The following is a 24,732-nucleotide window of genomic DNA, read 5'->3' as shown; positions in this document are numbered from 1 at the left end:
GGACTTGATCAGACCGACCACTTCTCGAGCAGCTTCTCTGCGCCGAGCGAGTCGTAGCCCTCGAAGGGCTGGTGGATCCAGGGGTTGGTCGCCAGGTACTCGACCGAATAGTCAGGCGTGAAGGTCGACAACGCCTTGGTCCAGATCACCGCGCTGCGCAGCTCGGTGATGGGCTTGTAGTTGTTGCGCAGCATGTCCATCACGGCATGCAGCGTATGGCCCGAGTCGGCCAGGTCGTCCACCAGCAGCACCCTGCCGGCGATCTCGCCCTTGGGCGTGGTGATGAAGCGGGCGATGTCCAGGTGGCCCTGCACAGTGCCGGCGTCGGCGCGGTACGAGCTGGTCGACATGATCGCCAGCGGCTTGTCGAAGATGCGCGAGAGCACATCGCCCGGCCGCATGCCGCCGCGCGCGAGGCACAGGATGGTGTCGAACTCCCAGCCCGACTGGTGCACCTTGATCGCGAGCTTCTCGATCAGGTTGTGATACTCGTCGTAGCTGACGTAGAGATGTTTGCCGTCTTCGGTCAACATGGTCTGGATTCCTTCAGTCTTTTTCTCGTTCGTGGAACACCGCGGAACCGGCTCGCCGGCCCGCTGGTGTTGCCCCGGAAGGGGGTAGGCGGCCACACGAAGTGGGCAAGCCTGGGGAGAACTCAATCCGCCAGGTAGGGGTGACGCATCATGATGGTGTGGTCGCGATCCGGGCTCGTGGACACCATGTGGATCGGCACACCGGTGATCTGCTCGATGCGCTGCAGGTACAGGCGCGCATTGACCGGCAGTTTGTCGTACTGCGTGACGCCCACGGTGCTCTCGGTCCAGCCTTCGAGGGTTTCGTAGATGGGTGTGCAGCGTTCGATTTCGTCGGCGCCCATCGGCAGGATGTCGGTGGTTTCGCCATCGAGCTCGTAGCCGGTGCACAGCTCGAGCTTCTCGAGGCCGTCCAGCACGTCGAGCTTGGTGATGCACAGGCCCGAGAGGCCATTGACCTGCGCCGAGCGCTTGAGCAGAGCGGCGTCGAACCAGCCGCAACGGCGGCTGCGGCCGGTGGTCACGCCCTTTTCGGCGCCCACGGTGCTCATGTGATAGCCCGGGGTGCCGGGCGTTGCCCAGTCGAGTTCAGTGGGGAACGGACCGCCGCCGACGCGCGTGCAGTAGGCCTTCGTGATGCCCAGGATGTAGTGCAGCATGCCCGGGCCCACGCCCGAACCGGCGGCCGCGTTGCCGGCCACGCAGTTGCTGGAGGTGACGTACGGATAGGTGCCGTGGTCGACGTCGAGCAGCGTGCCCTGCGCGCCTTCGAACAACAGGTTCGCGCCGGCCTTGTGGGCGTCGTTCAGCTCGCGCGACACGTCGGCCATCATCGGCTTGAGCAGCACGGCATGGCGCATGGCTTCGTCGAACACGGTGTCGAAATCGACGGCCGGCGCGCCCAGCACCTGCGTGAGCACGTGGTTGTGCAGGTCGAGCAGCACGCGCAGCTTGGTGGCGAAGCGCTCGGGGTGCTTCAGGTCCTGCACGCGAAGCGCGCGGCGGGCGATCTTGTCTTCGTATGCCGGGCCGATGCCACGGCCGGTGGTGCCGATCTTCTCGACACCGCCCTTCTCGCGGTAGGCCTCGCGCGCGATGTCCAGCGCGGCGTGGAACGGCAGGATCAGCGGGCAGGCTTCGCTGATGCGCAGGCGCGAGCGCACTTCGACGCCGGCTTTCTCCAGGCCTTCGATTTCCTCGAAGAGCTTGGCGGCCGACAGCACCACGCCGTTGCCGATGTAGCACTTGACGCCGGGCCGCATGATGCCGCTCGGGATCAGGTGCAAGGCGGTCTTCACGCCGTTGATGACCAGCGTGTGGCCCGCGTTGTGGCCGCCCTGGAAGCGGACCACGCCCTGGGCGCTCTCCGTCAGCCAGTCGACCAGCTTGCCCTTGCCTTCATCGCCCCACTGGGTGCCGACGACGACCACATTTCTTCCGGTGGTTACGCTCATGCTCGTTCCATTGCTTAAAAATTCAGATCGCTCGGACATTCCATTGGCCCGCCTGCTCGACAAGCTCGCGGTCGCAATGGAATTCATCGATTTCGCTGCCGTGTCCCGGCAGCACACAGACAACCGTTTCACCGGCCTTGCGCAATTGGGCGATCGCCTGGCGCAGGCCCGCCGCATCGCTCCAGGGCGCGCGGATGGCGGCGCGCAGCGGGCGCGCGGGCAGCACGCCGACCAGTTCGCGCACGTCCAGGCTGAAGCCGACGGCCGGGCGGTTGCGGCCGAACACGGCGCCCACCTCGTCGTAACGGCCGCCGCGCACCAGCGAATCGGCGGCGCCCGGCACGTAGATGCCGAAGCGCATGCCGCTGTAGTAGGCGTAGCCGCGCAGGTCGGCCAGGTCGAAGCTGATCTGGGGCCCTGCCGTGCCGCTGAGGCCAGCAGCGAGCTGCTTGAGGTCTGCCAGCGCGGCGGCCACGGCCGGCGTGCCCTTCAACGCCTTGGCGGCTTCGTCGAGCACCGACGCGTCGCCATACAGCTGGACCAGCGCACGCAGCCCGTCGCGCGAGGCGGCCGGGAAATCCTTTGTGAGCGCGTGGAGCTCGCTTGAATCCTTGGCGGCCAGCGCAGCATGCACGCGGGCGAGCGCGGCGGCATCGACCGGCACGCCGGCGAACAGCGCGCGCACGATGCGGGCATCGGCCAGGTCGACGATCACGCCCTCGCGAAGGCCCGCAGCATCGAGGCAGTCGAGTGCCAGCAGGAGCGTTTCAGTGTCGGCTTCGAGACCGGCGTGGCCGTAGATCTCGGCGCCGAACTGCAGCGGCTCGCGCGTCGCATGCGGGCGGTCGGGCCGGGTGTGGAGCACCGGTCCGCAATAGCAAAGGCGCGCCACGCCGTCGCGGTTCAGCAGGTGGGCATCGATGCGCGCCACCTGGGGGGTGGTGTCGGCGCGAAGGCCCATGCTGCGGCCGGAGAGCTGGTCCACAAGCTTGAAGGTTTGGAGGTCGAGCGCCTCGCCGGTGCCCGAAAGCAGCGACTCGAGGTGCTCGAGCAGCGGCGGCATCACCAGCTCGTAGCCATAGCCACGGGCGGTATCGAGCAGCTGGCGTCGAAGTTCTTCGATGTGGCGCGCCTCGGAAGGCAGCACATCGGCAATGTGATCCGGGAGGACCCAGGCGGACATGGGGATCGGGGGCGTGGTTAAACCGGGATTCTACCGGGACCGCGCTACGCCAAAACCCAAAGGAGTACCAAGCCCAGCAAGATGCTGCAAAGACCGAAGAAACGGAGCTGCCCGTCGCGCAGTTGCATCAGCTGCCCGAAGCCGCGGCGCCACCCTCCCGGCGACACGAAGGGCAGGATGCCCTCGATCACCAGGACGAGCGCCAGCGCGCTCCAGAAGGTCTCGGCGCTCACGAAGCCCGGAGCGGATCAGCGGCGCGGCGCGTTGCCTGCCGAGCCGGAGCCCTGCATGGCGCGGAAGAAGTCGGACGACGGATCCACGACCATCACGTCGCTCTTCTTGTTGAAGCTCTGTTTGTAGGCCTCGAGGCTGCGATAGAACTGGGCGAACTGCGGATCGCGGCCGAAGGCCTCGCTGTACGCGGAGGCGGCCTGCGCATCGCCCTCGCCCTTGATTTTCTGCGCGTCGCGGTAGGCATTCGCCACGATCACTTCGCGCTGGCGGTCGGCGTCGGCGCGGATCTTTTCGCCTTCGGCCGTACCGGTCGAACGCAGTTCGTTGGCCACGCGCTTGCGCTCGGCTTCCATGCGGCGGTAGACAGATTCGGTGATCGCTTCCACGTAGTCCACGCGGGTGATCCGCACGTCGACCACATCGACGCCCCAGGGCTTGGCGCCCTTCACCACGGCAAGCACCTCGCGCTGCACGTCGGCCATCAAGGCCTCGCGACGCAACGAGATCAGATCGCGAACGGTGCGCTTGTTGATGTTTTCCTGGAACGCGTTGCGCACCACGCGGTTCAGCTGCATGGCACCCGCGTTCTCATCGAGGCCGACGTTGCGGATATAGGCCTGCGGGTCGCTGATGCGCCAGCGCACATACCAGTCGATCACCACGCGCTGCTTTTCAGCCGTGAGCATGGGTTCGGTGTCGATGCTTGACAGTGTCAGGAGGCGCTTGTCGATGTACGACACGTTCTGGAACGGCGGCGGCAGCTTGAAGTTGAGGCCGGGCTCGGTGATGACGCTCTTGATCTGGCCAAGGGCATAGACAACGCCGAACTGGCGCTGGTCGACCACGAAAAGTGTCGAGCTCAACAGCACGAGCAAGACGAGGATCGACGAGGCGATGAATCCGATTCTGTTCATGTTCTTCTTGGCCTTTTTCAGCGCACGTCGCGTTCACGCGAGCGACCGTCGCGTGCACGGGTCTCGCCCGTGGGCGGGGCGACCGGAATCACCGACGACTGGGCCGGCGCGGTGCCGGCCACGCTCGGGCTGGCGGCATCGACGGGCGTTGCGGCAGCGTTGTTGCCGGTCATCTGCATGATCTTGTCGAGCGGCAGGTACAGCAGGTTGGAGCCTGCCTTGGTATCGACCAGGACCTTGGTGGTGCTGGCATAGATCTGCTGCATGGCGTCGGTGTACATGCGGTCGCGGGTGACCTGCGGCGCCTTCTGGTACTCGGCCAGCACCGCGCTGAAACGACCGGCATCGCCTTGTGCCTGGGCCACGATGCGTGCCTTGTAGGCTTCGGATTCTTCCTTCAGGCGCGAGGACGTACCGGTGGCGAGCGGCACCACGTTGTTGGCGTAGGCCTGGGCATCGTTCTTGGCGCGCTCGCGCTCTTGACCTGCCTTGAGCACGTCGTCGAACGCTGCCTGCACCTGCTCGGGGGGACGAACGCCGCCCTGCTGCAGGTTGATGCCGACGACTTCGACACCGATCTTGTAGCGATCCAGGATGGTCTGCATCAGCGCGCGAACGCGCGGGGCGATCTGGTCCCGCTCTTCAGCGAGCGCCGCGTCCATCTTCATCTTGCCGACCACTTCGCGCACGGAACTCTCGGCCACCTGGACGATGGTTTCGGCTGGCGACTTGCTCTCGTAGAGCCAGGCCTGTGCATTGCTCAGGCGGTACTGCACGGCGAACTTGATTTCGACGATGTTCTCGTCTTCGGTCAGCATGGCCGATTCGCGAAGGCCCGTGGAACGCACGATGGCATCGCGGCCCACGTCGGTGGAGCGGATCTGCGTGGTCACCACCACTTCGTGGCGCTGGATGGGATACGGCAGGCGCCAGTTGAAGCCGGCGTTCACCGTCGACTTGTAGCGGCCGAACTGCGTGACCACGGCCTGCTGGCCTTCGTTCACGATGAAGAAGCCGGTGCCGAGCCAGATCAGGATCGCCACGGCTGCCACCAGGCCGAGGCCGAATCCTGCGTTTTTCATGTCGGGTCTGTAGCCGTTGCCGCCACCGCCGCTGTTGCCGCCGCTCGGGCGATTGCCGCCGCCCTTGCCGCCGCCGAAGAAACCGCCGAGCTTGCGATTGAGGTCGCGCCAAAGCTCGTCGAGGTCGGGCGGTCCCTGGTTGGGACCCTGGCCGCGGGGGCGGTTGCCGTTGTTATTGTTGTTGCCCGAAGGCGGGGGCGTCGGAGCGCCCGGAGGATCGGCATCGGGGGGCCGGTTGCCGGCTGGGCGGTCGCCGTTGGAGGACGACGGCTCGTCGCCGCGACCCCATCGGCCATCGTTCAGGTTGAACATGCCCAGAAACCCTCTCCACGCTGGCTTTGCATTCATTCGCTTCGTTCTCTTGTCAGTGGCGGGATTGTGCCCAATCAAAGGGCAGCATCGTGCAATTCAGTGTCGTCCGCAGGGGTCATCGTATCGGCTACGGAGCCCGATTGCCGTGCCAGCTCGGCGCGCAGCAACGGCACGCCCTCGCCGCTCCTGGCGCTGAGGAAGATGCGGGGGACCTGAACACCGTCGATTTCCATCTCGTCCTGCAGATGCAGCGGACGTTGCGTGCTTTCAAGAGCATCGAGCTTGTTGAATACCAACAGTTGCGGAACGGCGTCCGCACCGATCTCGCGCAGGACGGTCTGCACTTCGGCCATCTGCTCGGGGTAATGGGGGTTGGAGGCGTCGATCACGTGCAGCAGCAGGTCGGCATCGACCGCCTCCTGCAGCGTGGCCTTGAACGCATCGACCAGGCCGTGCGGCAGGTCGCGGATGAAGCCGACGGTGTCGGAGATCGACACCTGGCGCTTCGCATCCCCCAGGTAGAGATTGCGGGTGGTGGTGTCGAGCGTGGCGAAGAGCTGGTCGGCCGCATAGGCGCGCGCCTTGACGAGCGCATTGAAGAGCGACGACTTGCCCGCGTTGGTGTAGCCCACGAGCGAGATGTTGAAGGTCTCGCGGCGCTCCCGCTGCCGGCGTTGCGTGCCGCGCTGCTTCTGCACCTTGGCCAGGCGCTCACGCGTGCGCTTGATCGACTCGCCGATCATCCGGCGGTCGAGCTCGATCTGCTTCTCGCCCGGGCCGCCGCGCACACCTGCGCCACCGGTTTGGCGCTCCAGGTGGGACCATCGGCGAACGAGCCGCGTGCTGAGGTACTGCAGGCGAGCCAGCTCGACTTGCAGCTTGCCTTCGTGCGAACGCGCGCGCTGGGCGAAGATTTCGAGAATGAGGAAGGTGCGGTCGTAGACCGCGATGTCGAGCTGGCGCTCGAGGTTGCGCTGCTGCGCCGGGCTCAGGGACTGGTCGAAGATGACCTCGCTCGCCTGGTGCATGGCGGCGAGCTCCTTGATCTCGTCGGCCTTGCCGCTGCCCACGAACAGCGCCGCATCGGGCGCCTTGCGTTTGCATGTGAGTCGGGCGACAGGCGTGAGACCCGCGGTCTGCGCGAGCAGGCCGAGTTCCTCGAGTTCGCTGTCGAAATGGGGCAGCCCAAAGTCGACGCCGACGAGAACGGCGGCGCCTTCCTGGCGGTGGATCAGTTCAGACAAGCGGAATCAGAAAATGGAAAAAGCGCGACGGAGGGGACTCCGCCGCGCTCCGCGCGATCAGGCTGCAGCGTCGTCGTTCTCGGCAGCCGAGAAGTTGACGGCACGACCCGGCACGATGGTGGAAATGGCGTGCTTGTAGACCATTTGCGTCACTGTATTGCGGAGCAACACGACGTATTGGTCAAAAGACTCAATCTGGCCCTGCAGCTTGATGCCGTTCACCAAATAAATGGAAACCGGCACATGCTCGCGACGCAGGGTGTTCAGAAACGGGTCTTGCAGAAGTTGCCCTTTATTGCTCACGATATTCTCCGTGTTCAAGAGTAGTTGTTGGAGAGATGACCTTAACACAGGGTTTCTGCGCTGCAGCAATCGGGCCCAAAAGCCTTGAGAAAATAACGGTTCTCAAAATACGGAACTTCCGTTCCAGCTGGAACTCATCGGCCGCCATCGGCAGCCAAGCCCGATTTAGCTGTCCTTGTCCGCGAACGGATTTTGCGAGCTTTTGAACTGGATCCGCAAGGGCGTGCCCACCAGGTCGAATTCCTTGCGAAAGCGCCCTTCCAGGAAGCGCTTGTACGCGTCGGTCACATGCTCCAGCGAATTGCCGTGGATGATGATCACCGGCGGATTCATGCCGCCTTGGTGCGCATAGCGCAGCTTGGGTCGGAACATGCCGCCGCGCTGGGGCGCCTGGAATTGCACCGCCTCCAGCAGCAGGCGCGTGAGAACCGGCGTCGACATCTTGCGCGTGGCCGACTTGTGGGCCTGCGCAATGGCCTGCCACACCGGGCCAAGCCCCTGGCGCTTGATGGCCGAGATGAAGTGCAGCGAGGCGAACTTCAGAAACGGCAGCCGCGTCTCGATCTGCCGCTGGATCTGTTCGCGCTGGTAGCTGTCGACCGCATCCCACTTGTTGATGGCGATCACCACCGCGCGGCCACTCTCCAGGATATAGCCCGCAATGTGCGCGTCCTGGTCGGTCACGCCCTGCGTGGCATCGAGCAACAGCAGCACGACGTTGGCCGATTCGATGGCCTGCAGCGTCTTGACCACCGAGAACTTCTCGATTGCCTCGAACACCTTGCCCTTGCGGCGCAGGCCGGCCGTGTCGATCAACTCGAAGCGCTGGCCGTTGCGCTCGAACGGCACCGAGATGGCGTCGCGCGTGGTACCCGGCATGTCGAATGCCACCAGGCGCTCTTCGCCGAGCCAGGTGTTGATCAGTGTGGACTTGCCGACGTTGGGCCGGCCGGCCACCGCCAGCTTGATCGGCTTGTTGACGTCGTCATCGTCCGTCTCATCGTCCGGGTCCGCCAGATTCAGCGGCTCGAGTGCCAGCTCGACCAAATCTCGCATGCCCTGCCCGTGCGCAGCGGACACGCCATGAACGTCGCCGAAGCCGAGTTCGTAGAAATCGACCAGCTTGGTGCCGTCGTGCATGCCTTCGGCCTTGTTGGCGGCCAGCACGCAAGGCTTGCCCAGCCGGCGCAGTTCGTTCGCAATGTCGTGGTCTTGTGCCGAGAGGCCTTCGCGGGCATCGACCACGAAGATCACCACGTCGGCCTCGGCCACGGCCTGCCGCGTCTGCTTGGCCATTTCCTTGTAGATGCCGCTGCCGGCGTCGGGCTCGAAGCCGCCGGTATCGATCACGATGAACTCGTGCTTGCCCAGGCGGCCGTTGCCGTAGTGGCGGTCGCGCGTGAGGCCGGCGTAGTCGGCGACGATGGCGTCGCGCGTCTGGGTCAGGCGGTTGAAGAGCGTCGACTTGCCGACGTTGGGACGGCCGACCAGGGCCACGACCGGCTTCATGGCCGGCCTTTCGATGGCGCGGTTTTCATGGTCGGGCCTTGAGAGTGGGAAAAGAAGAAGTTATTCAGGGCGATAGCCAAACACGCCACCCTTGGCGGTCACGACCACGACCGTGTTGCCGGCCAGGACCGGTGCAACGGTGATGGCAGAGCCATCGGGCGTGACGCGATTGAGCAGCGCACCGTCTTCGCGCGAAACGAAATGCAGGGACCCGGTGTCCTCGCCGAGGATCAGCGAGCGGCCCACCGCGAGCGGCGAGGTCAGCACGCGGTTCTTGAAACGGGTCGATTGCCAGGCGCGTTCGCCGTCGCCGCGGCGCCAGGCCGTGACGCTGCCGTCAGATTCGGTGCCGTAGACAAAACCTTCGTCGCCCGAGACGCCGTCCGCGCCCGAGGCCGGCTTGCTCCAGACCAGCGTACCGCGCTGCGTCTCGACGCAGCCGACGCTGGCGTAGTAGGCCCGCGCGCAGACGCTGTCGCCGAAACGGCTCACGCTGCCGGTCAGGTCGACAAGGCGCTCCACGTCGTTGGTGCCGCGTGGCGCCGCAATGGGCGATTCCCAACGCGAGGTGCCGTTGGCCGGGTTGATACCGACCAGCCGGCCGCCGATGCCCGCGACCAGGGTGTCGCCCACGGCAATCAGGACGCCCGACTTGCGCAGCACCAGATTTTCACCGGGGCGCTGCTGCAGCCAGAGGCGACGGCCGCTCTGGCCGTCCCAGGCGCTGATGCTCCGGTCGGCGGTCTGCACGAACACGCGGCGGCCGGCGACCAGCGGTGCGGTGAAGGCCTGGGCCGACAGCTTCTGCTTCCACAGGACCTTGCCGCCTTCGATGGCGACGAGCTCGTTGTTGGTGGTGACGACCGCAGCCATGGAACCGTCGCTGCCGACGCCTGCTGCCAGCGTGGCGCCAGCGCTCGCGCGCCAGGTTTCGCGGCCGGCACGGGCGTCGATGGCCACGATGGTGCCGTCGCTGCCGGCCACGGTCACGATGTCGCCGCTGACGTCCGTGGTGAGCGGGAAGCTCACGTCGGGAATCTTCACGCTCCAGGCCTGGCGCACGCCGAGCGTGGCGGGGTTGGCGGGCAGCTCGGCCGGCTTCGGCTTGCTGGTGCCCGAGCAGGCGGCCAGGAGCGCGACCAGAACGAGAGCGGAACCCGCGCGCAGGGCGGCCGATTCAGGCATGAGACGCTTGAAATTCATGATGCGGTCAGGAAGTTTTGGGGGCTGCGGGTGTGACAGTGATGGTCGGCGCCAGGCTCTTCGGGTCGACACCGACCGCGTTCAGCTTGATCTCGACCAGGCGGCGGTAGTCGGACGTTGCGCCAAGGCCAGTCCAGGCCTTGCGGTATTCCAGCTGCGCCTCGTCGCGCTTGCCCTGCGCCATGTAGATGTCGCCCTTGCGGTCGGCCACCAGCGGTTCGAATTCCTTGGGCACCTTGCCGTCGAGCTGCTTCAAGGCTTCGTCGTACGACTTGCCATCGAGCAGCTCGGCAGCGAGCCGCAGCTTCGCGATGGCCTGGTAGCCCGGGTCGATGGCGCTCTGCGCCACCCAGCCCAGTGCGGCACGCGATTCCTCGACCTTGCCCTTCTCGTACAGCGTCTTGGCGGCCAGGAGGCCGGCCTGCTGCGCATAGGCGGTGCCCGCGAAGCGTTCCTTCATGTCGCCCAGCACGCGCTGGATGCGCTCGACGTCGCCGGACTGCGTGCTGCGCTCGACCTCGTCGTAGAGGGCTGCAGCCTGGGCTGCCTTGTTGCGCTGGAAGTACTGCCAGCCGTTCCAGGCCACGAAGGCGCCGGCGACGAGCAGCACGGCCCAGGTGATCAGGGTGCCGTAGGTGTTCCAGAAATGCTTGAGCTGGTCGAGCTGTTCCTGTTCTTCGAGATCGAGATGGGTTGCCATGCGCTGTCAGGTGTTGGGAGCCGGGGATTGTAGGGTGGCGGCCCAGGTGGCCACTTCGGCGAGCGGCCGCGAGGTTTGCGCGCCGCTGCCGTCGCGCAGGGCCTTGAGAGTCACTTCGCCGCGTGCAAGTTCATCGGCGCCGAAGATCAGGGCATAGGTAGCGCCGCTGTTGTCGGCGCGCTTGAACTGCGACTTGAAGCTGCCGAGGCCGTCGACAGTGGCGGCATGCATCTGCACGCGCACGCCGGCATCGCGCAGTTGCTGCAAGGTGCGCAGCACCACCGGCATGGCCGATGCGTCGGGCACGACGGCATAGACATCGGGTGCCGGCACAGGGATCGAGGTCCCCTGCTCCTTCATGAGGTCTAGCACGCGCTCCACGCCCATGGCCCAGCCCACCGCGGGCGCCGGCTTGCCGCCGATCTGCGCGATCAGGTCGTCGTAGCGGCCACCCGCGCATACCGTGCCTTGCGACCCGAGCCGATCGGTCACGAACTCGAACACGCTGAGGTTGTAGTAGTCGAGGCCGCGCACCAGTCTCGGATTGATGGTGTAGGCGATGCCGTTGGCATCGAGGATGGCCTTCAGGCCCTCGAAGTGCGCCAGCGACTCGGCGCCGAGGAAGTCGATCAGCTTCGGTGCCGCTTCGACCACTTCCTTCATCGCCGGATTCTTGGTGTCGAGGATGCGCAGCGGATTGCTGTGCAGGCGACGCTTGCCGTCTTCATCGAGCTTGTCGGCGTGCTTCTCGAGGTGAGCGATGAGTTCGGCACGGTGTTGCGCGCGCTCTGCAGGCTGGCCCAGGCTGTTGAGTTCGAGGCGGATGTCCGTGAGACCCAGAACCTTCCAGAGCGCGCTGGCCAGCAGAATCAACTCGGCGTCGACATCCGGACCGGCAAAGCCGAGCGCCTCCGCGCCGATCTGGTGGAACTGGCGGAAGCGCCCGCGCTGCGGCTTCTCGCGGCGGAACATCGGCCCGATGTACCAGAGGCGCTTGCCACCGTCGTAGAGCATGTTGTGCTCGATCACCGCGCGGACCAGGCCGGCGGTGTTCTCCGGCCGCAGCGTCAGGTGATCGTTGTCGCCGTACTTGTCCGAACGGTCGTGGAAGGAGTACATCTCCTTCTCGACGATGTCGGTCACCTCGCCGATGCCGCGCACGAACAGGGCCGTGTGCTCCAGGATCGGCGTGCGGACGTTGCGGTACGCATAGCGGCCCATCAGGTCGCGCACGGTGGCCTCGAGCCACTCCCAGCGCGCCGATTCGGGCGGCAATATGTCGTTCATGCCTTTGACGGCATTCAATTTTTCAGCCATGAGTCTGCGGAGGTGTCAGGCAGCGACGGCGTGTTCGCCGCCGAAGCGCTTTTCGATGTAGGTTTCGACGAGCTGGTGGAACTCGTTGGCGATATTGTCGCCGCGCAGCGTGAGGGCCTTTTCCCCGTCGATGAAGACCGGTGCGGCGGGCGCCTCGCCGGTGCCGGGCAGGCTGATGCCGATGTCGGCGTGCTTGCTCTCGCCGGGGCCGTTGACGATGCAGCCCATGACCGCCACCTTCAGCGTTTCCACACCCGGGTATTTCTTTCGCCAGACCGGCATCTGCAGGCGCAGGTAGTCGTCGATCTGCTTGGCCAGTTCCTGGAAGGTCGTGCTCGTGGTGCGCCCGCAGCCCGGGCAGGCGGTGACACTCGGCACGAACACGCGCAGGCCGAGCGCTTGGAGAATTTCGTTGGCGATCAGCACTTCCTGCGTGCGCGACTCGCCCGGCTGCGGGGTGAGCGACACGCGAATCGTGTCGCCGATGCCCTCCTGCAGCAGGATCGACAGCGCCGTGGCCGACGCCACCGTGCCCTTGGTGCCCATGCCGGCTTCGGTCAGGCCCAGGTGCAGCGGATAGTCGCAACGTTTGGCCAGCTCGCGGTACACCGAGATCAGGTCCTGCACACCGCTCACCTTGCACGACAGGATGACCTGGTTGCCGGCCATGCCCATGGATTCGGCCAGCTTGGCCGATTCGATGGCCGAGGTGATCAGCGCCTCGTACATCACCTGTTTGGCGTCCCAAGGTTCGGCGCGCTGGCTGTTCGTGTCCATCAGGCTGGCGAGCAGTTCCTGGTCGAGGCTGCCCCAGTTCACGCCGATGCGCACCGGCTTGTTCCAGCGCATCGCGGCGTCGATCATCTGGCCGAACTGCTTGTCCTTCTTGTCGCCCTTGCCCACGTTGCCGGGGTTGATGCGGTACTTGCTCAACGCCTCGGCGCAGGCCGGATAGTCGGTGAGCAGGCGGTGTCCGTTGTAGTGGAAGTCGCCGATCAGCGGCACGTCGATGCCCATGCGGTCGAGCTGCTCGCGGATGTAGGGCACCTGAGCCGCGGCCTCGGGCGTGTTGACCGTGATGCGGACCATCTCGGAGCCCGCGATGGCGAGTTCCTTGACCTGGATCGCGGTGCCGATGGCGTCGACCGTGTCGGTGTTCGTCATCGACTGCACGCGCACCGGCGCGTCGCCGCCCACCGTGACGACACGCGGGCCCCAGACGACGCTGGCCTGGCGCGAGCGGCGGGCCTTGGGCGCCGCAGATTCAATGGGTTGGGGAGTGCAGTCAGTGAAGTCGGTCACGATGTCACCTCGAAACGCGCCACGCCGCCACCGCGCGTGACAGGCTTCAGATCGTAGGCTTTTCCGCGCACCTGCACGTCGACGGCCGAGGCACGGCCCACCACCACCGAGAGCGGCAGCGTGCCCGACAGCCCGACGGTTTCGCCGGCCTGCAGGCTGCGGCGCAGCAGTTGCTTGCCGCCGGCTTCGGTCACGGTGATCCAGCACTCTTCGCGTGCAACGAAAACCAGTTGCTGGCTGCTGCCCGCGGCGGCGGCAACGGGAGATGCCGCGCCAGGCGCGACGGTTGCCGTAGCAGCAGGTGCGGGGCCATTGGCAGCCGCGGCAGGTGCATCGCCCGCCGGCCCGGTGGGCGCAACGGCCTGGACGGGAACGTTTTCAGCAACGACGCCCGGCGTGCCCGAAGCCGATCCGCCTGCGGACGTGTCGCCCGCCGAACCCGCATTGGCCTCGCTGCGCGACGTGAGGCGCGACACCGAGGCGCCGACCTGATCGAAAACCGATTGCGGCAGCCAGAACAGCGCACCCGCGCCGATCAACAGAAGCACGACCACCGTCAGCAGCGCCCGCGACGGCAGCACGCTGGAGCGACCGCCGTTCCAGCGCGGCGTGCCGGAGACGATGTTGGTCTTGAGGGTGCGGTCGGCCACGGCCAGCGAGGTGTGCCTGGTGGTCGGCAGCTTGGCGAGCACGGGCGCCGGATCGATGCGCAGGGCCCGGCAGACGCTGCTGGCCAGTGCGCGCGCAAAGACCGGATCGGGCAGCGAATCGATGTCGTCCGCCTCGAGCGCCATGAGCTTCTGCGGCGGCACCTTGAGCGCAGCCGCCACCATTTCAATGTGCAGTCCGTGTGCCTCGCGCGCCTCGCGCAGCAGGTCACCGGCTGTCTTTTGCGTGATATCGCCTTCCTCAAGCGGCAGCGCCGCGGAAGTGCCGAACTCCGAAACCCGTTCAGTCATTGAAATTCCCGCGCTCGTACGCTGATGCCTCCCGCGACTGGGGGAAACGACGTTGCAGCTGGCCCCCCAACTGCGCGATGGCCTCGCGGTTGTTGAGCTTGCGTTCGATCTTGATACCGAGCCAGAGCGTCTCGGCACTGGCCGAAGGGCTGTTGTTGACGCGGCGGATGTAGAACTGCGCGCGCTGCCACTCTTCGCGCTGCGCCAGCACCGACGCCAGGTTGAAGCCGACCACCGGATTGCCGGCGTCGATTTCGTAGGCCTGCATGAGACTGCGCTCGGCCTGCGGGCGCAGCCCGGCCTTGAGCTCGCAGACGCCCTGCGTCATGAGCGTCTTGGCACGGTCGTTGTAGCTGGGCACGGCGAGTGCCTCGGTGAACTGCTGGGCGGCGTCGCCAAAGCGGTTCTGCTGGCACAGCAGCCAGCCGTAGTTGTGGCGGATGTTGGGATCGCGCGGAGCGATCGCGATCGCGCGGCGGAAGCTGTCTTCGGCCAGGCCCGCATCTTCCAGGCGCATGTAGACGAGGCCGCGCAGGTTATAGGCGTCCGCGTAGTTGGGATCGGCCACCAGCGCCTGCTTGATTTCGTCGAGTGCGACGGTGGTCTGGCCGTGCTCGAAATAGCCCGAGGCCAGTTCCATGCGCAGGCGCGCGCGGCGCTGCCGGTTGGTCTCGTCGGACTCGGTGACGATCTCGTTGCCCTTGCCCGAGCTGGTGTCGGCCAGGCTGGTGGTGGTGGTCCGCGTGTTGACGCAGCCCGTGAGCAGAAACGCCACGGCGACACCGGCAAGGCTGGCAGCCAGCAGGCGCTGCGTGCTCGCGGTGGTCATCGGAAAGGCCTTGCTCATCGCTTCAATGCTCCTGGGGGACGGTGGGGGTCTTGCGCATCGGGTGCAAGACGACGGGGCGTTCCGTCGCACGGCGCTGGGCCATGCGTTCGGCGGCGCGGGTGCGGTCCTTGACGTCGCCGGCGAGCTGCCCGCAGGCGGCATCGATGTCGTCGCCGCGCGTCTTGCGCACGGTGGTCACGAGGCCGGCTTCGCTCAGCGCCCTGGCGAACGCCAACACGCGCGGCTGCGGCGACCGCAAGAGGCCCGAGGCCGGAAACGGGTTGAACGGAATCAGGTTGAACTTGCACGAGACGTCGTGCTTGCGCACGAGCTCGATCAGCTGGCGCGCATGCTCGGGCTGGTCGTTCACACCGTCGAGCATGCAGTACTCGAAGGTGATGAAGTCGCGCGGCGCATGCGCGAGGTAGCGCTTGCAGGCTTCGAGCAGTTCGGCGATCGGGTACTTGCGATTGAGCGGCACGAGGTCGTCGCGCAGCGCATCGTTGGGCGCGTGCAGCGAAACGGCCATGGCCACGGCGCAGTCGGTGCCCAGCCGGTCGATCATCGGCACGACACCCGAAGTCGATACGGTGACACGGCGGCGCGACAGCCCGTAGGCGTTGTCGTCGAGCATGGTGCGCAGCGCGGGCACCAGCGCCGTGTAGTTCTGCAGCGGCTCGCCCATGCCCATCATCACCACGTTGGAGATGACGCGCTCGTCTCGTTTGAGGTGCTTGCGCAGGAAGTGCTCGGCAAACCAGAGCTGGGCGACGATTTCGCCCGTGCTCAGGTTGCGGCTGAAGCCCTGGTGCCCGGTCGAGCAAAAGCGGCAACCGACCGCACAGCCGGCCTGGGACGACACGCACAGCGTGCCGCGGTCGTCCTCGGGAATGAATACGGCTTCGACGGCATTGCCGTCGCCGACGTCGAACAGCCACTTGATCGTGCCGTCCTTGGATTCGTGCTGCGTGAGGACCGGCAAGGCCTCCACGCGCGCGGTGGTCGCGAGTTTCTCGCGCAGCGACTTGGCCAGATCGGTCATCTGGGTGAAGTCGCTGGCGCCACGCTGGTGGATCCAGCGGAACAGCTGCGTGGCGCGGAAACGCTTCTCGCCGAGTTTTTCGCAGAACGCAGCCAAACCCTCGAGATCGAAGTCGAGCAGGTTGGCCGTGGTCATGGAATCAGTCGGCAGACGGCTTCAGCGTGCGTAGACGTTGAGGCCGGCGAAGAAGAACGACACTTCGTTCGCTGCGGTTTCGGGAGCGTCCGAACCGTGCACGGCGTTGGCGTCGATGCTGTCGGCGAAGTCGGCGCGGATGGTGCCGGCGGCGGCCTTCTTGGGGTCGGTGGCGCCCATCAGGTCGCGGTTCTTGGCGATGGCGTTGTCACCTTCGAGCACTTGCACGAACACGGGGCCCGAGATCATGAACTCGACGAGGTCCTTGAAGAAGGGACGCTCCTTGTGGACCGAGTAGAACTGTTCGGCTTCGTTGCGCGACAGATGCACCAGCTTGGCGGCGACGATCTTGAGGCCGGCAGCTTCGAAGCGGGAAACGATCTTGCCGATGACGTTCTTTGCGACTGCGTCGGGCTTGATGATGGAGAGGGTACGTTCGATAGCCATTGAAATGCTTCCTGCAGCTTTGATTTTGAAGTGTTTTGTCACAACTGCAACGAATTTGTTTCGTCACCAGTCGACAAAGCCTCTGATTTTAACCGGCGCGGCCTTCGGGATTGGTGAAAACCCCGCGAAAGCCGCGCCGTGACGGCTGGTTTTCAGCGTCCGCGGCGGCGCGAGCCGGCCGGGCCGCCGTAACCGCCGCCACCCGCGGCGCCCCCGCCACCGCTGCGGCGCCCCCCCGGGCCTCCGCGCTGCTCCTTGCGCTGACGCGAGAAGCTGTCGGCACCGATGTAGCCCAGCGAGGTCTTCATCGGATCGGGTTGATTGGCGCCGCTCGGCTGGCGGTCGTCGCCCTGCTGGCGATTGCCGCCGCCCTGCCCCTGGCGGTTGTTGCCTCCGGCATTGCCGCGCCGTTGCTGAGGCGGTCCGCCGTTGCCGCCGCCGCGGTTGGCACGGCCGCCGCGATCGCCACGCGGCGGGCGACCGTCGCCCAGCGGATTAGGAATCGGCGCCTCGCGCCCGTCATCGCGCATTTCGCGCGGTTGCTGGCCTTGGCCTTGGCCCTGGCCTTGTCCACCGCCATTGCGGTTGCCGCGGCGCTTCTTGTTGCGCCCGTTGCGGCCACCGCCGTCGGGTCCGCCGGGACCGCGTTGCTGGGGCGCCGCGGGGCGCGCAGCTGCGCCGCCGGATGCCTGGAACAGTGCGCGGATGTCGCGCTCGTCCAGCTCCATCCAGGCGCCGCGCTTCAGGCCGCGCGGCAGCACCATCGCGCCATAGCGGATACGGATCAGCCGGCTGACCGCATGGCCCACCGACTCGAACAACCGGCGCACTTCGCGGTTGCGGCCTTCGGAAATGGTGACGCGGTACCAGCAGTTGGAACCTTCGCCGCCTCCTTCTTCGATGGTGCCGAACTGGGCCATGCCGTCTTCCAGGCGCACGCCGTCGAGCAGCTTCTGCTTCTCTTCGCTGCTGAGCGCGCCCAATACGCGCACCGCGTACTCGCGCTCCAGGCCGAAGCGCGGGTGCATCAGTTGATTGGCCAGGTCGCCGGAGCTGCTGAACAGCAGCAGGCCTTCGGTGTTCAGGTCGAGGCGGCCGACCGACTGCCACTTGCCCTGCTGCAGGCGCGGGAGCTTGCGAAACACCGTGGGGCGGTTCTGAGGATCGTCATGCGTAACCACCTCGCCGACAGGTTTGTGATAGGCGATCACGCGCGGCGGCGGGGGGGCGATGCGGTAGCGGATCGGCTTGCCGTTGATCTTGACCTGGTCGCCGTACTGGATGCGCTGGCCGATGTGCGCGGGCTCGTTGTTGACGGAAATGCGGCCCTGCAGGATCAGCGACTCCATCTCCAGCCGCGAACCCAGGCCGGCCTGGGCCAGCACCTTGTGCAGCTTGGGCGAATCGGCTTCGGGCAGCAGCACGCGCTTGAGCGGCGGCACCTCGGGGCTTTCCTCGTCGGCGTCGAACTGGCCAGAGATGACGTCCGCGAAGCGGATCGGCTCGGTCGGCGGAGCGTTGCGCTGTTCGCGCTCGGCGGCGCGGCGAGCGCGGTCCAGGTCGTCTTCTTCCTCGTCGGGTTCTTCGTCTTCGTCTTCGTCCTCGTCGTCGCCTTGATCACTCCGGTCATCGCGAGGCGCTTCCTCTGCCGGGCGCTCCTGCCGGGCTGCTTCGATCGGAGCGGCCTCCTCGACTGCGGCGGTCACAGCCGGTGTTTGAACCTCGGGGTTCACCGGCTCGGCCTGCTCGACCGTAGAGGATGCCTCTGCCTCGTCGCCAGCAGCCTCGACCACCTTCTTCTTGCGTGGGCGCCGCTTCTTGGGAGCCTCGCCATCAGCAGGCGCTGCGGAATCGATGCCGGCATCCGCAGCCTGCTCGGTCACCGGCGCCTCCTTTTGCTCGGATTCAGGCGCGACCGGCTGGATTCCCGCGTCGTCGATGTCAGATGGGCTCATGGGGTTTTTCCGGAGGAACTGCGTGGGGGTCGGCCTCGTCCTGGGACGCGGCATCGGGATCGGGATCGGAGTCGATAACGGGGGTGGGCTCGCCTTCGGCGGGAGACCCGGCTTCGTCGCCTGCAGGTAGCGGGGCTTCCTCGGCTTCGGCCAGGTCGGCGGATGCGGCGTCTTCGGCGACCTGCGCTGCGGCGGCTTGCACCACCTCTGGAGCGGCTTCGATCGTGCCGTCGGCCGGCAGCGGCGCCTCTGGCGACAAATCTTCCGGCGTTACGTCCGCAGCGCCATCGGCGGATGCGTCGGCATCGGACTCGGCCACCGCATCCATAGGCAGGCCCGGCTGGTCGCCGGACGCCTGTTCGAGCGCATCGACCAGCGCGGCCTGCTGTGCGGGCGTTTCGATCAGGGGCAACTGGTCGAGCGAGGCAAGACCGAGGTCGTCGAGAAACTGACGGGTGGTCGCGTAGAGCGCGGGCCGGCCGACGGTCTCGCGGTGGCCGATCACCTCGACCCAGCCGCGGTCCTCGAGCTGTTTCAGGATGAGCGAATTGATCGTGACGCCCCGGATGTCTTCCATGTCGCCGCGCGTGGCCGGTTGGCGGTAGGCAATGATGGCCAGCGTCTCGAGCGCGGCGCGCGTGTAGCGCGGCGGCTTCTCGGGGTGCAGGCGATCGAGGTGGTCGCGCATCTCGGGCCGGCTCTGGAAGCGCCAGCCGCTGCCGACGCTCACCAGCTCCAGGCCGCGTTGCGCCCAGTCTTCCTGCAGTTCAAGCAACAGCACCTTGATGGTGTCCACGCCCAGTTCGTCGTCGAACAGCACGCGCAGATCGCGCACCGGCAACGGCTGGCTCGAACAGATCAAGGCGGTTTCGAGAATGCGCTTGGCATCCGCCGTATTCATGGTTCGCGTTATCCGGGAAAAGGCGCCTCGGGGACGCTTGTTCAGAAGGATGAAAGAAGGAGGCGTTGCCGGCACGCGGCGAGTGCAACGCAGGGCCGGCATCGGGGGGCCGGCGCGGCCCTCGGGCCGTCAGGCGCGATTGTAGTCCAGCCCCCAGGACTGCAACGCCTGGACGAGGTCCGGTGGCGGCGGGGATCGGAACTCCAGGGCCGCTTGCGTGATGGGATGCACGAACGCCAGCCGGAACGCGTGGAGCCCCTGGCGCGCGAGGCCGACCGCGGGGGCGCCGCCGTACAGCGCGTCGCCGACCAGCGGATGTCCGATCGATGCCATGTGCACGCGAATCTGGTGCGTGCGGCCGGTTTCGAGCGTGCAGCGCACCACGCACCCTTCGGAATGGCTGTCGAGCCGCTCGATCAGCGTGCGCGCCGTCTTGCCCGAATGGCGCTCCAGGTCGACCACGGCCATGCGCAGCCGGTTGCGCGGATCGCGCCCGATCGGGGCATCGACCTGTCGGGCCGCGGCGCCGACCCACGGCTTGTGCCCGATCGCTAGGTACTGCCGTTTGACCTCGCGCGCGGCGATCAGCGCGACCATCGCGTCCATCGCGGCGCGGGTGCGCGCAACGACCATCAGCCCGCTGGTGTCGCGGTCGAGTCGGTGCACGATGCCCGCGCGTGGCAGCAGCACGGCCTTCGCATCCAGCGCCAGCAGCCCGTTCAGGAGCGTGCCGCTCCAGTGGCCCGGCGCCGGATGCACGACCAGGCCGGCCGGCTTGTCGATGATGCGCAGGTGCTCGTCCTCGTACACGGTGACGAGGTCCATCGGCTCGGGCCTGAAGGCCTGGCTCTGGGGCGTGGGCCGCAGTTCGATGTGCCCCGCCTGCCCCGCGCGCACGGTGGCCGAGGCCTTGGTGAGCGTGCGGCCCTGGAGCTCGACAGCGCCGGCTTCGATCAATTGCTGCAGGTAACTTCTGGAAAATTCAGGCACCAGCACGGCCAGCGCGCGGTCGAGCCGCTGCCCGTGCTGGTCCTGGCTGATGCCGAAGGAGCGCAGTTCGCTCGGCTCGACCGGATCGGCGCCCTCTTCGAGCTCCATGGTTTCCGGGGGATCGGCCGAAGGGTCGGTCGATATAATTGAAGGCAACTGTTTCACGAAAGCCGTATGTGATGTTTCGCGCCAAATTATCGGTCCCCGCCTGGATCGCGCTCAGCGCGGCGGCTCTGCTCGCTACCGGCTGCTCTTCCACCAAGGAAGACAAGACCGCCAACTGGAGCCCCAACCGCATTTACTCGGAAGCCAAGGAAGAATCCAGCTCGGGTGCCTACGACAAGGCCGTGCCCCTGTACGAGAAGCTCGAAGGCCGCGCCGCCGGCACCCCGCTTGCGCAGCAGGCCCAGTTGGAAAAGGCCTACGCCCAGTACAAGGGCGGCGAAAAGGCCAACGCCATCGCCACCATCGACCGCTTCATGAAGCTGCACCCGGCCAGCCCGGCGCTCGATTACGCGCTCTACCTGAAGGGCGTGATCAACTTCAACGACGACCTGGGCATGTTCGCATTCCTCACGCGCCAGGACCTGTCCGAGCGCGATCAGAAGGCCGCCAAGGAATCGTTCGAGTCGTTCCGCGACCTCGTCACGCGCTTTCCCGATTCGCGCTACGCACCCGACGCGCGCCAGCGCATGAACTACATCGTGAACTCGCTCGCGCAGTACGAGGTTCACGTGGCGCGCTACTACTACTCGCGCGGCGCCTACCTGGCGGCCATCAACCGGGCGCAGATCGCGCTGTCCGACTACCGCGAAGTGCCGGCGCTCGAAGAAGCCCTGTACATCATGGTGAAGTCGTACGACGCGCTCGGCATGAACGACCTGCGCGACGACGCCCAGCGCGTGCTGACCACCAACTATCCGCAGAGCACCTACCTCGCCAACGGTTTCAAGGGCAGCAACGACCCTTGGTGGAAGCTCTGGTAAGACGCTTCTAGCGTCTAGTACGGATTCTTGAGCGCGCCGATCGCGCTCTCGAAATCCGCTTCGGATTCCAGCCGCCGCATCGGCGGCAGCGCTGCCAGCAGTCGGCGGCCATAGCCCATGGCGACCAGCCGGGTATCGCAAATCGCCAGCACACCGCTGTCGGTCTCGCGGCGAATCAAACGCCCCGCCCCCTGCTTGAGCGCCACGGCCGCCTCGGGCAACGAATAGTCGCTGAACGAACTGCGCCCCTGGGCTTCCAGGCGCTGCGAGCGCGCCTCGACCAGCGGATCGTTGGGCGGCGGGAACGGCAGCTTGTCGATCACCACCAGCTGCAGCGCATCGCCCGGCGCATCGAAGCCCTCCCAGAACGACGCCGATGCGACCAGCACGCAGCCGGCACGCCCCTCGTTCGCACCCTCGCGGAATCGCTCCATCAGCACGCGCTTGGGCAGTTCGCCTTGCACCAGCACCTCGGGCCGCACCGCCGCATCGAGCAGTTCGAAGTGCTGCTTCATCGCATCGCCGATGGTGCGCAATGCGCGCAGCGTGGTTGTCAGCACCAGCGTGCGGCCGCCCAGTTCGGCGGCGCCGCGTGCAGCCAGTTGCGCAACCTTCGTGCTGTGCGAGGCATCGTTGGGTTTCGGAAAAACGCGCGGCACATAGAGCGCGGCCTGCGATGCGTAGTCGAACGGGCTCTGCACGCGCAGCACCTCGGCATCGCCCAGTCCGCACGGCTCGGTGAACCAACGCAGCGTGGGCTCGTCACCCAACGTGGCGGAGGTGAAAACCCAGGCGCGGCGATCGGGCTCCCGCTCCTGCGCCGCGGGGCGCTCGCCGTATGCATCGGTGTCGCTGTCGTCCTCGTCGTCCGGCTCGCTGATCTTGAGCACGCGCTTGCGCATCGCCTCGGCGATGTCGAGCGGCGATTCGATCAGCCGCAGCTGCGAGCCCACGTCCACCCAGCGCACGGAATCGACCGCGCATGGCAGCGCGAAGCGCGCCGCGCGCTTGGCGAGTTGCTGCGCCCGCTCGTGAAGCCGCACGAAGTCGGGAGAAATTTCGCTGACGGTGTCGAGCCCTTCGGCTGCCATCTCGAATGAGTGCTGCAGGTCTTCGAGCGACCTCTGCCAGGCACCGGGATCGACCCCCTCGGGCGACTCGCCCAGCCAGCGCAGCTTGGCGCCGGGCCATTGCTTGCCGACCACCAGCCGCAGCTCGCGCGCGGCCCGCTCGACCGAGGCCACCAGCAGCTGCCAGTCGACCAGCCCGCGCGCATGCTGAAGGCCGGCCCCCAGCATGTCGCGCGCGAAGTCGAGGGCCTGGCCGCTGCCGAGCTGCGCGCCCAGAAACTGCACGCCGGTCTCGTTGAGTTGATGCGCCTCGTCGAACACCACCACGCTCACGGTCGGGAGCAATTCCGCCATGCCGGTCTCGCGCACCGCGAGATCGGCAAAGAACAGGTGGTGGTTGATGACGACGATGTCGGCCGCCAGCGCCTCGCGCCGCGCCAGGTTGACGTGGCAGGGCTTGAACTGCGGGCACTGCGCGCCCAGGCAGTTCTCGCGCGTGGACGTGATCAGCGGAATCAGCGGCGAACGCTCGTCGAGTCCCGGCAGCTCGGCCAGGTCGCCGGTGCGCGTGGCCTTGGACCATTGCTCGATCTTGGCGAGCGTGCGAAGGCTCCCGCGTTCGGGCAAGGAGGCGTCGTGGCGCGCCGTGTCGAGCCGGTGCAGGCACAGGTAGCTGCCCCGCCCCTTCAGGAGCGCCGTGCGCACCGGCAGCCCGAAGGCCTCGACCAGCCGCGGCAGGTCGCGACCGAAGAGCTGGTCCTGCAGGGTCTTGGTGGCTGTCGACAGCAACACGCGCTCGCCACTCAGCAGTGCCGGCACGAGATACGAAAAGGTCTTGCCGACACCGGTGCCGGCCTCGACCACGAGCACGCCGCCCTGGTCGATGGTGCGGGCTACCGCCATCGCCATGTCGGTCTGGCCAGAGCGTTCGCGGAACTGATCGGCGGCATGCGAGAGCACCCCGCCCTGCGCGAACGCATCGCGCACCTTGTCCTCGAGCGACTCGGTCACGCGGGCTCTCTCGGATCGAGCATGTTCTCCACGCGCGTGATCTGGTCGCGCAGCGCGAGACGTCGCTTCTTCAGCCGCCGCAGCAGGAGTTCGTCTTGCGTCGAGGCTTCGGCGAGGCGGTCGATGGTGGCGTCCAGATCGGCGTGCTCGATGCGCAGTTCGATCAGCTGGCGGGAAAGGGAGTGGAGATTGGAGTCCAACGGTGGGTGTGCGAACGCAGGGTTTGCGCGGCGCATGTTCGTTCGATAATACGTCCTGATACGAATTTACGAGAAGACAGGAAGCGCGCCCTTGGCGCACATGTGCTCATGACCCAAGGCTTTCGACTTGCCGCCGCCACCGGCCTCCACAAGGGAGACCGCCCCTATCAACAGGACCAGGTGTTGATGATGAGCCATCCGCGCACGCCGGGCTGTGTCCTGGGCGTCATCGCCGATGGCATGGGTGGCCGCAGCGGTGGCCGCAAGGCCTCCGACCAGGTGCTCATGACGGCCCGCCAGCTCTTCACCCGCTACCACCCCGACCGCGACGACCCCGAGGCCGTGCTTCGCCAGCTGCTCGACGATGCGCACACGGTCATCAAGCTCACGGCGATCTCGAGCGAGCAGGAGCCGCACAGCACGCTGGCGGCGTTCCTCATGACCCCGAAGGGCGACTGCGCCTGGATCCACGCGGGTGACTCCCGCATCTATCACTTTCACGACGGGCAACTGATCAAGCGCACGCGCGACCATTCGTACGTGCAGGCGCTGATCGACCGCGGCCAGATCAGCGAGGCCGAGGCCAACGTGCATCCGCAGGGCAACATCCTGCTCGGGTGCCTCGGCATGGCCACGACGCCGCCGCCCATCGACCCGCACTACATCCCGAAGATGCAGACGGGCGACCTGCTGATGGCGTGCAGCGACGGGCTCTGGCACTACTTCAGCCCCGCGGAACTGGCGAGCGTGCTGTATGCGCAGCCGCCGCGCGACGCAGTCGAGATCCTGGTGGGCGAAGCGCGTCGCCGGGCCCGCGGCACAGGCGACAACATCTCGATCGCCGTGCTCAAGCTCGACCCGCTGCCAGAAGCCGCGGCGGCCACCGCCACGGCCTGATCGGCGAGCCCGCGGCGCTT

Annotated in this window: 24 protein-coding genes; 2 read left to right on the top strand and 22 right to left on the bottom strand. The window is 66.6% G+C overall.

Annotation, left to right across the window (positions count from 1 at the left end; all coding sequences use genetic code 11):
* Window positions 1–8: 8 nt before the first annotated feature.
* The 20 genes from RT97_RS21615 to RT97_RS21520 all read right to left on the bottom strand — a co-directional run bounded on the left by RT97_RS21615 (window position 9) and on the right by RT97_RS21520 (window position 20,656).
* Window positions 9–533 carry a phosphoribosyltransferase gene (locus tag RT97_RS21615; RefSeq protein ID WP_042580880.1) on the bottom strand — a complete coding sequence of 175 codons (525 nt, stop codon included), beginning with the start codon at window positions 531–533 and terminating at the stop codon, window positions 9–11.
* Between the two features lie 122 nt (window positions 534–655).
* A complete protein-coding gene (locus RT97_RS21610; protein ID WP_042580879.1) occupies window positions 656–1,987 on the bottom strand; it encodes an adenylosuccinate synthase in 1,332 nt (443 codons plus the stop codon).
* A 22-nt stretch (window positions 1,988–2,009) separates the two neighbouring features.
* On the bottom strand, window positions 2,010–3,170 hold the full coding sequence (locus tag RT97_RS21605; RefSeq protein ID WP_042580878.1) for an ATP phosphoribosyltransferase regulatory subunit: 1,161 nt from the start codon (window positions 3,168–3,170) through the stop codon (window positions 2,010–2,012).
* A gap of 44 nt (window positions 3,171–3,214) precedes the next feature.
* A complete protein-coding gene (locus RT97_RS21600; protein WP_013542105.1) occupies window positions 3,215–3,403 on the bottom strand; it encodes a DUF2065 domain-containing protein in 189 nt (62 codons plus the stop codon).
* A gap of 15 nt (window positions 3,404–3,418) precedes the next feature.
* Complete coding sequence (hflC, locus tag RT97_RS21595; protein WP_042580877.1) at window positions 3,419–4,318, bottom strand: protease modulator HflC; 900 nt, start codon at window positions 4,316–4,318, stop codon at window positions 3,419–3,421.
* Window positions 4,319–4,335: 17 nt separating this feature from the next.
* Window positions 4,336–5,712 (bottom strand): FtsH protease activity modulator HflK, encoded by a 1,377-nt coding sequence (hflK, locus tag RT97_RS21590; RefSeq protein ID WP_042580876.1) that lies wholly within the window; start codon window positions 5,710–5,712, stop codon window positions 4,336–4,338.
* Window positions 5,713–5,786: 74 nt separating this feature from the next.
* Window positions 5,787–6,956, bottom strand: a complete 1,170-nt coding sequence (gene hflX / locus RT97_RS21585; RefSeq protein ID WP_042580875.1) for a GTPase HflX — start codon at window positions 6,954–6,956, stop codon at window positions 5,787–5,789.
* A 57-nt stretch (window positions 6,957–7,013) separates the two neighbouring features.
* Window positions 7,014–7,259: an RNA chaperone Hfq gene (gene hfq / locus RT97_RS21580; RefSeq protein ID WP_012747311.1), complete on the bottom strand. Its 246-nt coding sequence runs from the start codon at window positions 7,257–7,259 to the stop codon at window positions 7,014–7,016.
* 165 nt (window positions 7,260–7,424) lie between these two features.
* Window positions 7,425–8,768: a ribosome biogenesis GTPase Der gene (gene der, locus RT97_RS21575; RefSeq protein WP_042580874.1), complete on the bottom strand. Its 1,344-nt coding sequence runs from the start codon at window positions 8,766–8,768 to the stop codon at window positions 7,425–7,427.
* A 60-nt stretch (window positions 8,769–8,828) separates the two neighbouring features.
* Window positions 8,829–9,971 (bottom strand): outer membrane protein assembly factor BamB, encoded by a 1,143-nt coding sequence (bamB, locus tag RT97_RS21570; RefSeq protein WP_042580873.1) that lies wholly within the window; start codon window positions 9,969–9,971, stop codon window positions 8,829–8,831.
* Between the two features lie 7 nt (window positions 9,972–9,978).
* A complete protein-coding gene (locus RT97_RS21565) occupies window positions 9,979–10,671 on the bottom strand; it encodes a YfgM family protein (RefSeq protein WP_042580872.1) in 693 nt (230 codons plus the stop codon).
* A 6-nt stretch (window positions 10,672–10,677) separates the two neighbouring features.
* Window positions 10,678–11,988 carry a histidine--tRNA ligase gene (gene hisS, locus RT97_RS21560; RefSeq protein ID WP_042580871.1) on the bottom strand — a complete coding sequence of 437 codons (1,311 nt, stop codon included), beginning with the start codon at window positions 11,986–11,988 and terminating at the stop codon, window positions 10,678–10,680.
* A gap of 15 nt (window positions 11,989–12,003) precedes the next feature.
* Complete coding sequence (gene ispG / locus RT97_RS21555; protein ID WP_042580870.1) at window positions 12,004–13,290, bottom strand: flavodoxin-dependent (E)-4-hydroxy-3-methylbut-2-enyl-diphosphate synthase; 1,287 nt, start codon at window positions 13,288–13,290, stop codon at window positions 12,004–12,006.
* On the bottom strand, window positions 13,287–14,249 hold the full coding sequence (locus RT97_RS21550) for a helix-turn-helix domain-containing protein (protein ID WP_042580869.1): 963 nt from the start codon (window positions 14,247–14,249) through the stop codon (window positions 13,287–13,289). The genes ispG and RT97_RS21550 overlap by 4 nt, the downstream gene beginning before the upstream one ends.
* The gene (gene pilW, locus RT97_RS21545) at window positions 14,242–15,096 is read right to left on the bottom strand and encodes a type IV pilus biogenesis/stability protein PilW (RefSeq protein WP_042580868.1); all 855 of its coding nucleotides are present in this window, start codon (window positions 15,094–15,096) and stop codon (window positions 14,242–14,244) included. Before pilW ends, RT97_RS21550 begins: the two co-directional genes overlap by 8 nt.
* 4 nt (window positions 15,097–15,100) lie before the next feature.
* Window positions 15,101–16,255, bottom strand: a complete 1,155-nt coding sequence (rlmN, locus tag RT97_RS21540) for a 23S rRNA (adenine(2503)-C(2))-methyltransferase RlmN (RefSeq protein WP_042580867.1) — start codon at window positions 16,253–16,255, stop codon at window positions 15,101–15,103.
* Window positions 16,256–16,276: 21 nt separating this feature from the next.
* Window positions 16,277–16,702, bottom strand: coding sequence for a nucleoside-diphosphate kinase (ndk, locus tag RT97_RS21535; RefSeq protein WP_042580866.1), 426 nt, complete (start codon window positions 16,700–16,702; stop codon window positions 16,277–16,279).
* A 152-nt stretch (window positions 16,703–16,854) separates the two neighbouring features.
* Window positions 16,855–18,657 (bottom strand): pseudouridine synthase, encoded by a 1,803-nt coding sequence (locus RT97_RS21530; protein ID WP_042580865.1) that lies wholly within the window; start codon window positions 18,655–18,657, stop codon window positions 16,855–16,857.
* Entirely contained in the window at window positions 18,644–19,558 is a 915-nt protein-coding gene (scpB, locus tag RT97_RS21525; RefSeq protein WP_042580864.1) for an SMC-Scp complex subunit ScpB, read from the bottom strand. The genes RT97_RS21530 and scpB overlap by 14 nt, the downstream gene beginning before the upstream one ends.
* A gap of 129 nt (window positions 19,559–19,687) precedes the next feature.
* Window positions 19,688–20,656 carry an RluA family pseudouridine synthase gene (locus tag RT97_RS21520; protein ID WP_042580863.1) on the bottom strand — a complete coding sequence of 323 codons (969 nt, stop codon included), beginning with the start codon at window positions 20,654–20,656 and terminating at the stop codon, window positions 19,688–19,690.
* A 71-nt stretch (window positions 20,657–20,727) separates the two neighbouring features.
* Between RT97_RS21520 and RT97_RS21515 the strand changes: the two genes are divergently transcribed.
* Window positions 20,728–21,534: an outer membrane protein assembly factor BamD gene (locus RT97_RS21515; protein ID WP_042580862.1), complete on the top strand. Its 807-nt coding sequence runs from the start codon at window positions 20,728–20,730 to the stop codon at window positions 21,532–21,534.
* Between the two features lie 14 nt (window positions 21,535–21,548).
* Here RT97_RS21515 and RT97_RS21510 read toward each other — a convergent pair whose 3' ends face one another.
* On the bottom strand, window positions 21,549–23,615 hold the full coding sequence (locus RT97_RS21510) for an ATP-dependent DNA helicase (RefSeq protein ID WP_042580861.1): 2,067 nt from the start codon (window positions 23,613–23,615) through the stop codon (window positions 21,549–21,551).
* Window positions 23,612–23,815, bottom strand: a complete 204-nt coding sequence (locus tag RT97_RS21505) for a DUF465 domain-containing protein (RefSeq protein WP_042580860.1) — start codon at window positions 23,813–23,815, stop codon at window positions 23,612–23,614. Before RT97_RS21505 ends, RT97_RS21510 begins: the two co-directional genes overlap by 4 nt.
* A 108-nt stretch (window positions 23,816–23,923) precedes the next feature.
* Here RT97_RS21505 and RT97_RS21500 point away from each other — a divergent pair, with 108 nt between their 5' ends.
* Window positions 23,924–24,712 (top strand): PP2C family protein-serine/threonine phosphatase, encoded by a 789-nt coding sequence (locus tag RT97_RS21500; protein WP_042580859.1) that lies wholly within the window; start codon window positions 23,924–23,926, stop codon window positions 24,710–24,712.
* Window positions 24,713–24,732 lie beyond the last annotated feature (20 nt).

The organism is Variovorax paradoxus (genome assembly GCF_000834655.1).
GTDB lineage: Bacteria > Pseudomonadota > Gammaproteobacteria > Burkholderiales > Burkholderiaceae_C > Variovorax > Variovorax paradoxus_F.
The sequence above is the reverse complement of the archived record's forward strand: the minus strand, read 5'-3'. Positions and strand labels throughout refer to the sequence as shown.

What these genes read in the sequence shown, in the direction of transcription:
- RT97_RS21515 (WP_042580862.1), top strand. Translation starts at nt 20,728, where the DNA reads ATGTTTCGCGCCAAATTATCGGTCCCCGCCTGGATCGCGCTCAGCGCG.
- RT97_RS21530 (WP_042580865.1), bottom strand. Translation starts at nt 18,657, where the DNA reads ATGAGCCCATCTGACATCGACGACGCGGGAATCCAGCCGGTCGCGCCT.
- RT97_RS21605 (WP_042580878.1), bottom strand. Translation starts at nt 3,170, where the DNA reads ATGTCCGCCTGGGTCCTCCCGGATCACATTGCCGATGTGCTGCCTTCC.
- RT97_RS21500 (WP_042580859.1), top strand. Translation starts at nt 23,924, where the DNA reads ATGACCCAAGGCTTTCGACTTGCCGCCGCCACCGGCCTCCACAAGGGA.
- RT97_RS21610 (WP_042580879.1), bottom strand. Translation starts at nt 1,987, where the DNA reads ATGAGCGTAACCACCGGAAGAAATGTGGTCGTCGTCGGCACCCAGTGG.
- RT97_RS21615 (WP_042580880.1), bottom strand. Translation starts at nt 533, where the DNA reads ATGTTGACCGAAGACGGCAAACATCTCTACGTCAGCTACGACGAGTAT.
- scpB (WP_042580864.1), bottom strand. Translation starts at nt 19,558, where the DNA reads ATGAATACGGCGGATGCCAAGCGCATTCTCGAAACCGCCTTGATCTGT.
- hflC (WP_042580877.1), bottom strand. Translation starts at nt 4,318, where the DNA reads ATGAACAGAATCGGATTCATCGCCTCGTCGATCCTCGTCTTGCTCGTG.
- hflK (WP_042580876.1), bottom strand. Translation starts at nt 5,712, where the DNA reads ATGTTCAACCTGAACGATGGCCGATGGGGTCGCGGCGACGAGCCGTCG.
- RT97_RS21550 (WP_042580869.1), bottom strand. Translation starts at nt 14,249, where the DNA reads ATGACTGAACGGGTTTCGGAGTTCGGCACTTCCGCGGCGCTGCCGCTT.
- RT97_RS21520 (WP_042580863.1), bottom strand. Translation starts at nt 20,656, where the DNA reads ATGGAGCTCGAAGAGGGCGCCGATCCGGTCGAGCCGAGCGAACTGCGC.
- RT97_RS21565 (WP_042580872.1), bottom strand. Translation starts at nt 10,671, where the DNA reads ATGGCAACCCATCTCGATCTCGAAGAACAGGAACAGCTCGACCAGCTC.
- pilW (WP_042580868.1), bottom strand. Translation starts at nt 15,096, where the DNA reads ATGAGCAAGGCCTTTCCGATGACCACCGCGAGCACGCAGCGCCTGCTG.
- hisS (WP_042580871.1), bottom strand. Translation starts at nt 11,988, where the DNA reads ATGGCTGAAAAATTGAATGCCGTCAAAGGCATGAACGACATATTGCCG.
- bamB (WP_042580873.1), bottom strand. Translation starts at nt 9,971, where the DNA reads ATGAATTTCAAGCGTCTCATGCCTGAATCGGCCGCCCTGCGCGCGGGT.
- der (WP_042580874.1), bottom strand. Translation starts at nt 8,768, where the DNA reads ATGAAGCCGGTCGTGGCCCTGGTCGGCCGTCCCAACGTCGGCAAGTCG.
- ndk (WP_042580866.1), bottom strand. Translation starts at nt 16,702, where the DNA reads ATGGCTATCGAACGTACCCTCTCCATCATCAAGCCCGACGCAGTCGCA.
- rlmN (WP_042580867.1), bottom strand. Translation starts at nt 16,255, where the DNA reads ATGACCACGGCCAACCTGCTCGACTTCGATCTCGAGGGTTTGGCTGCG.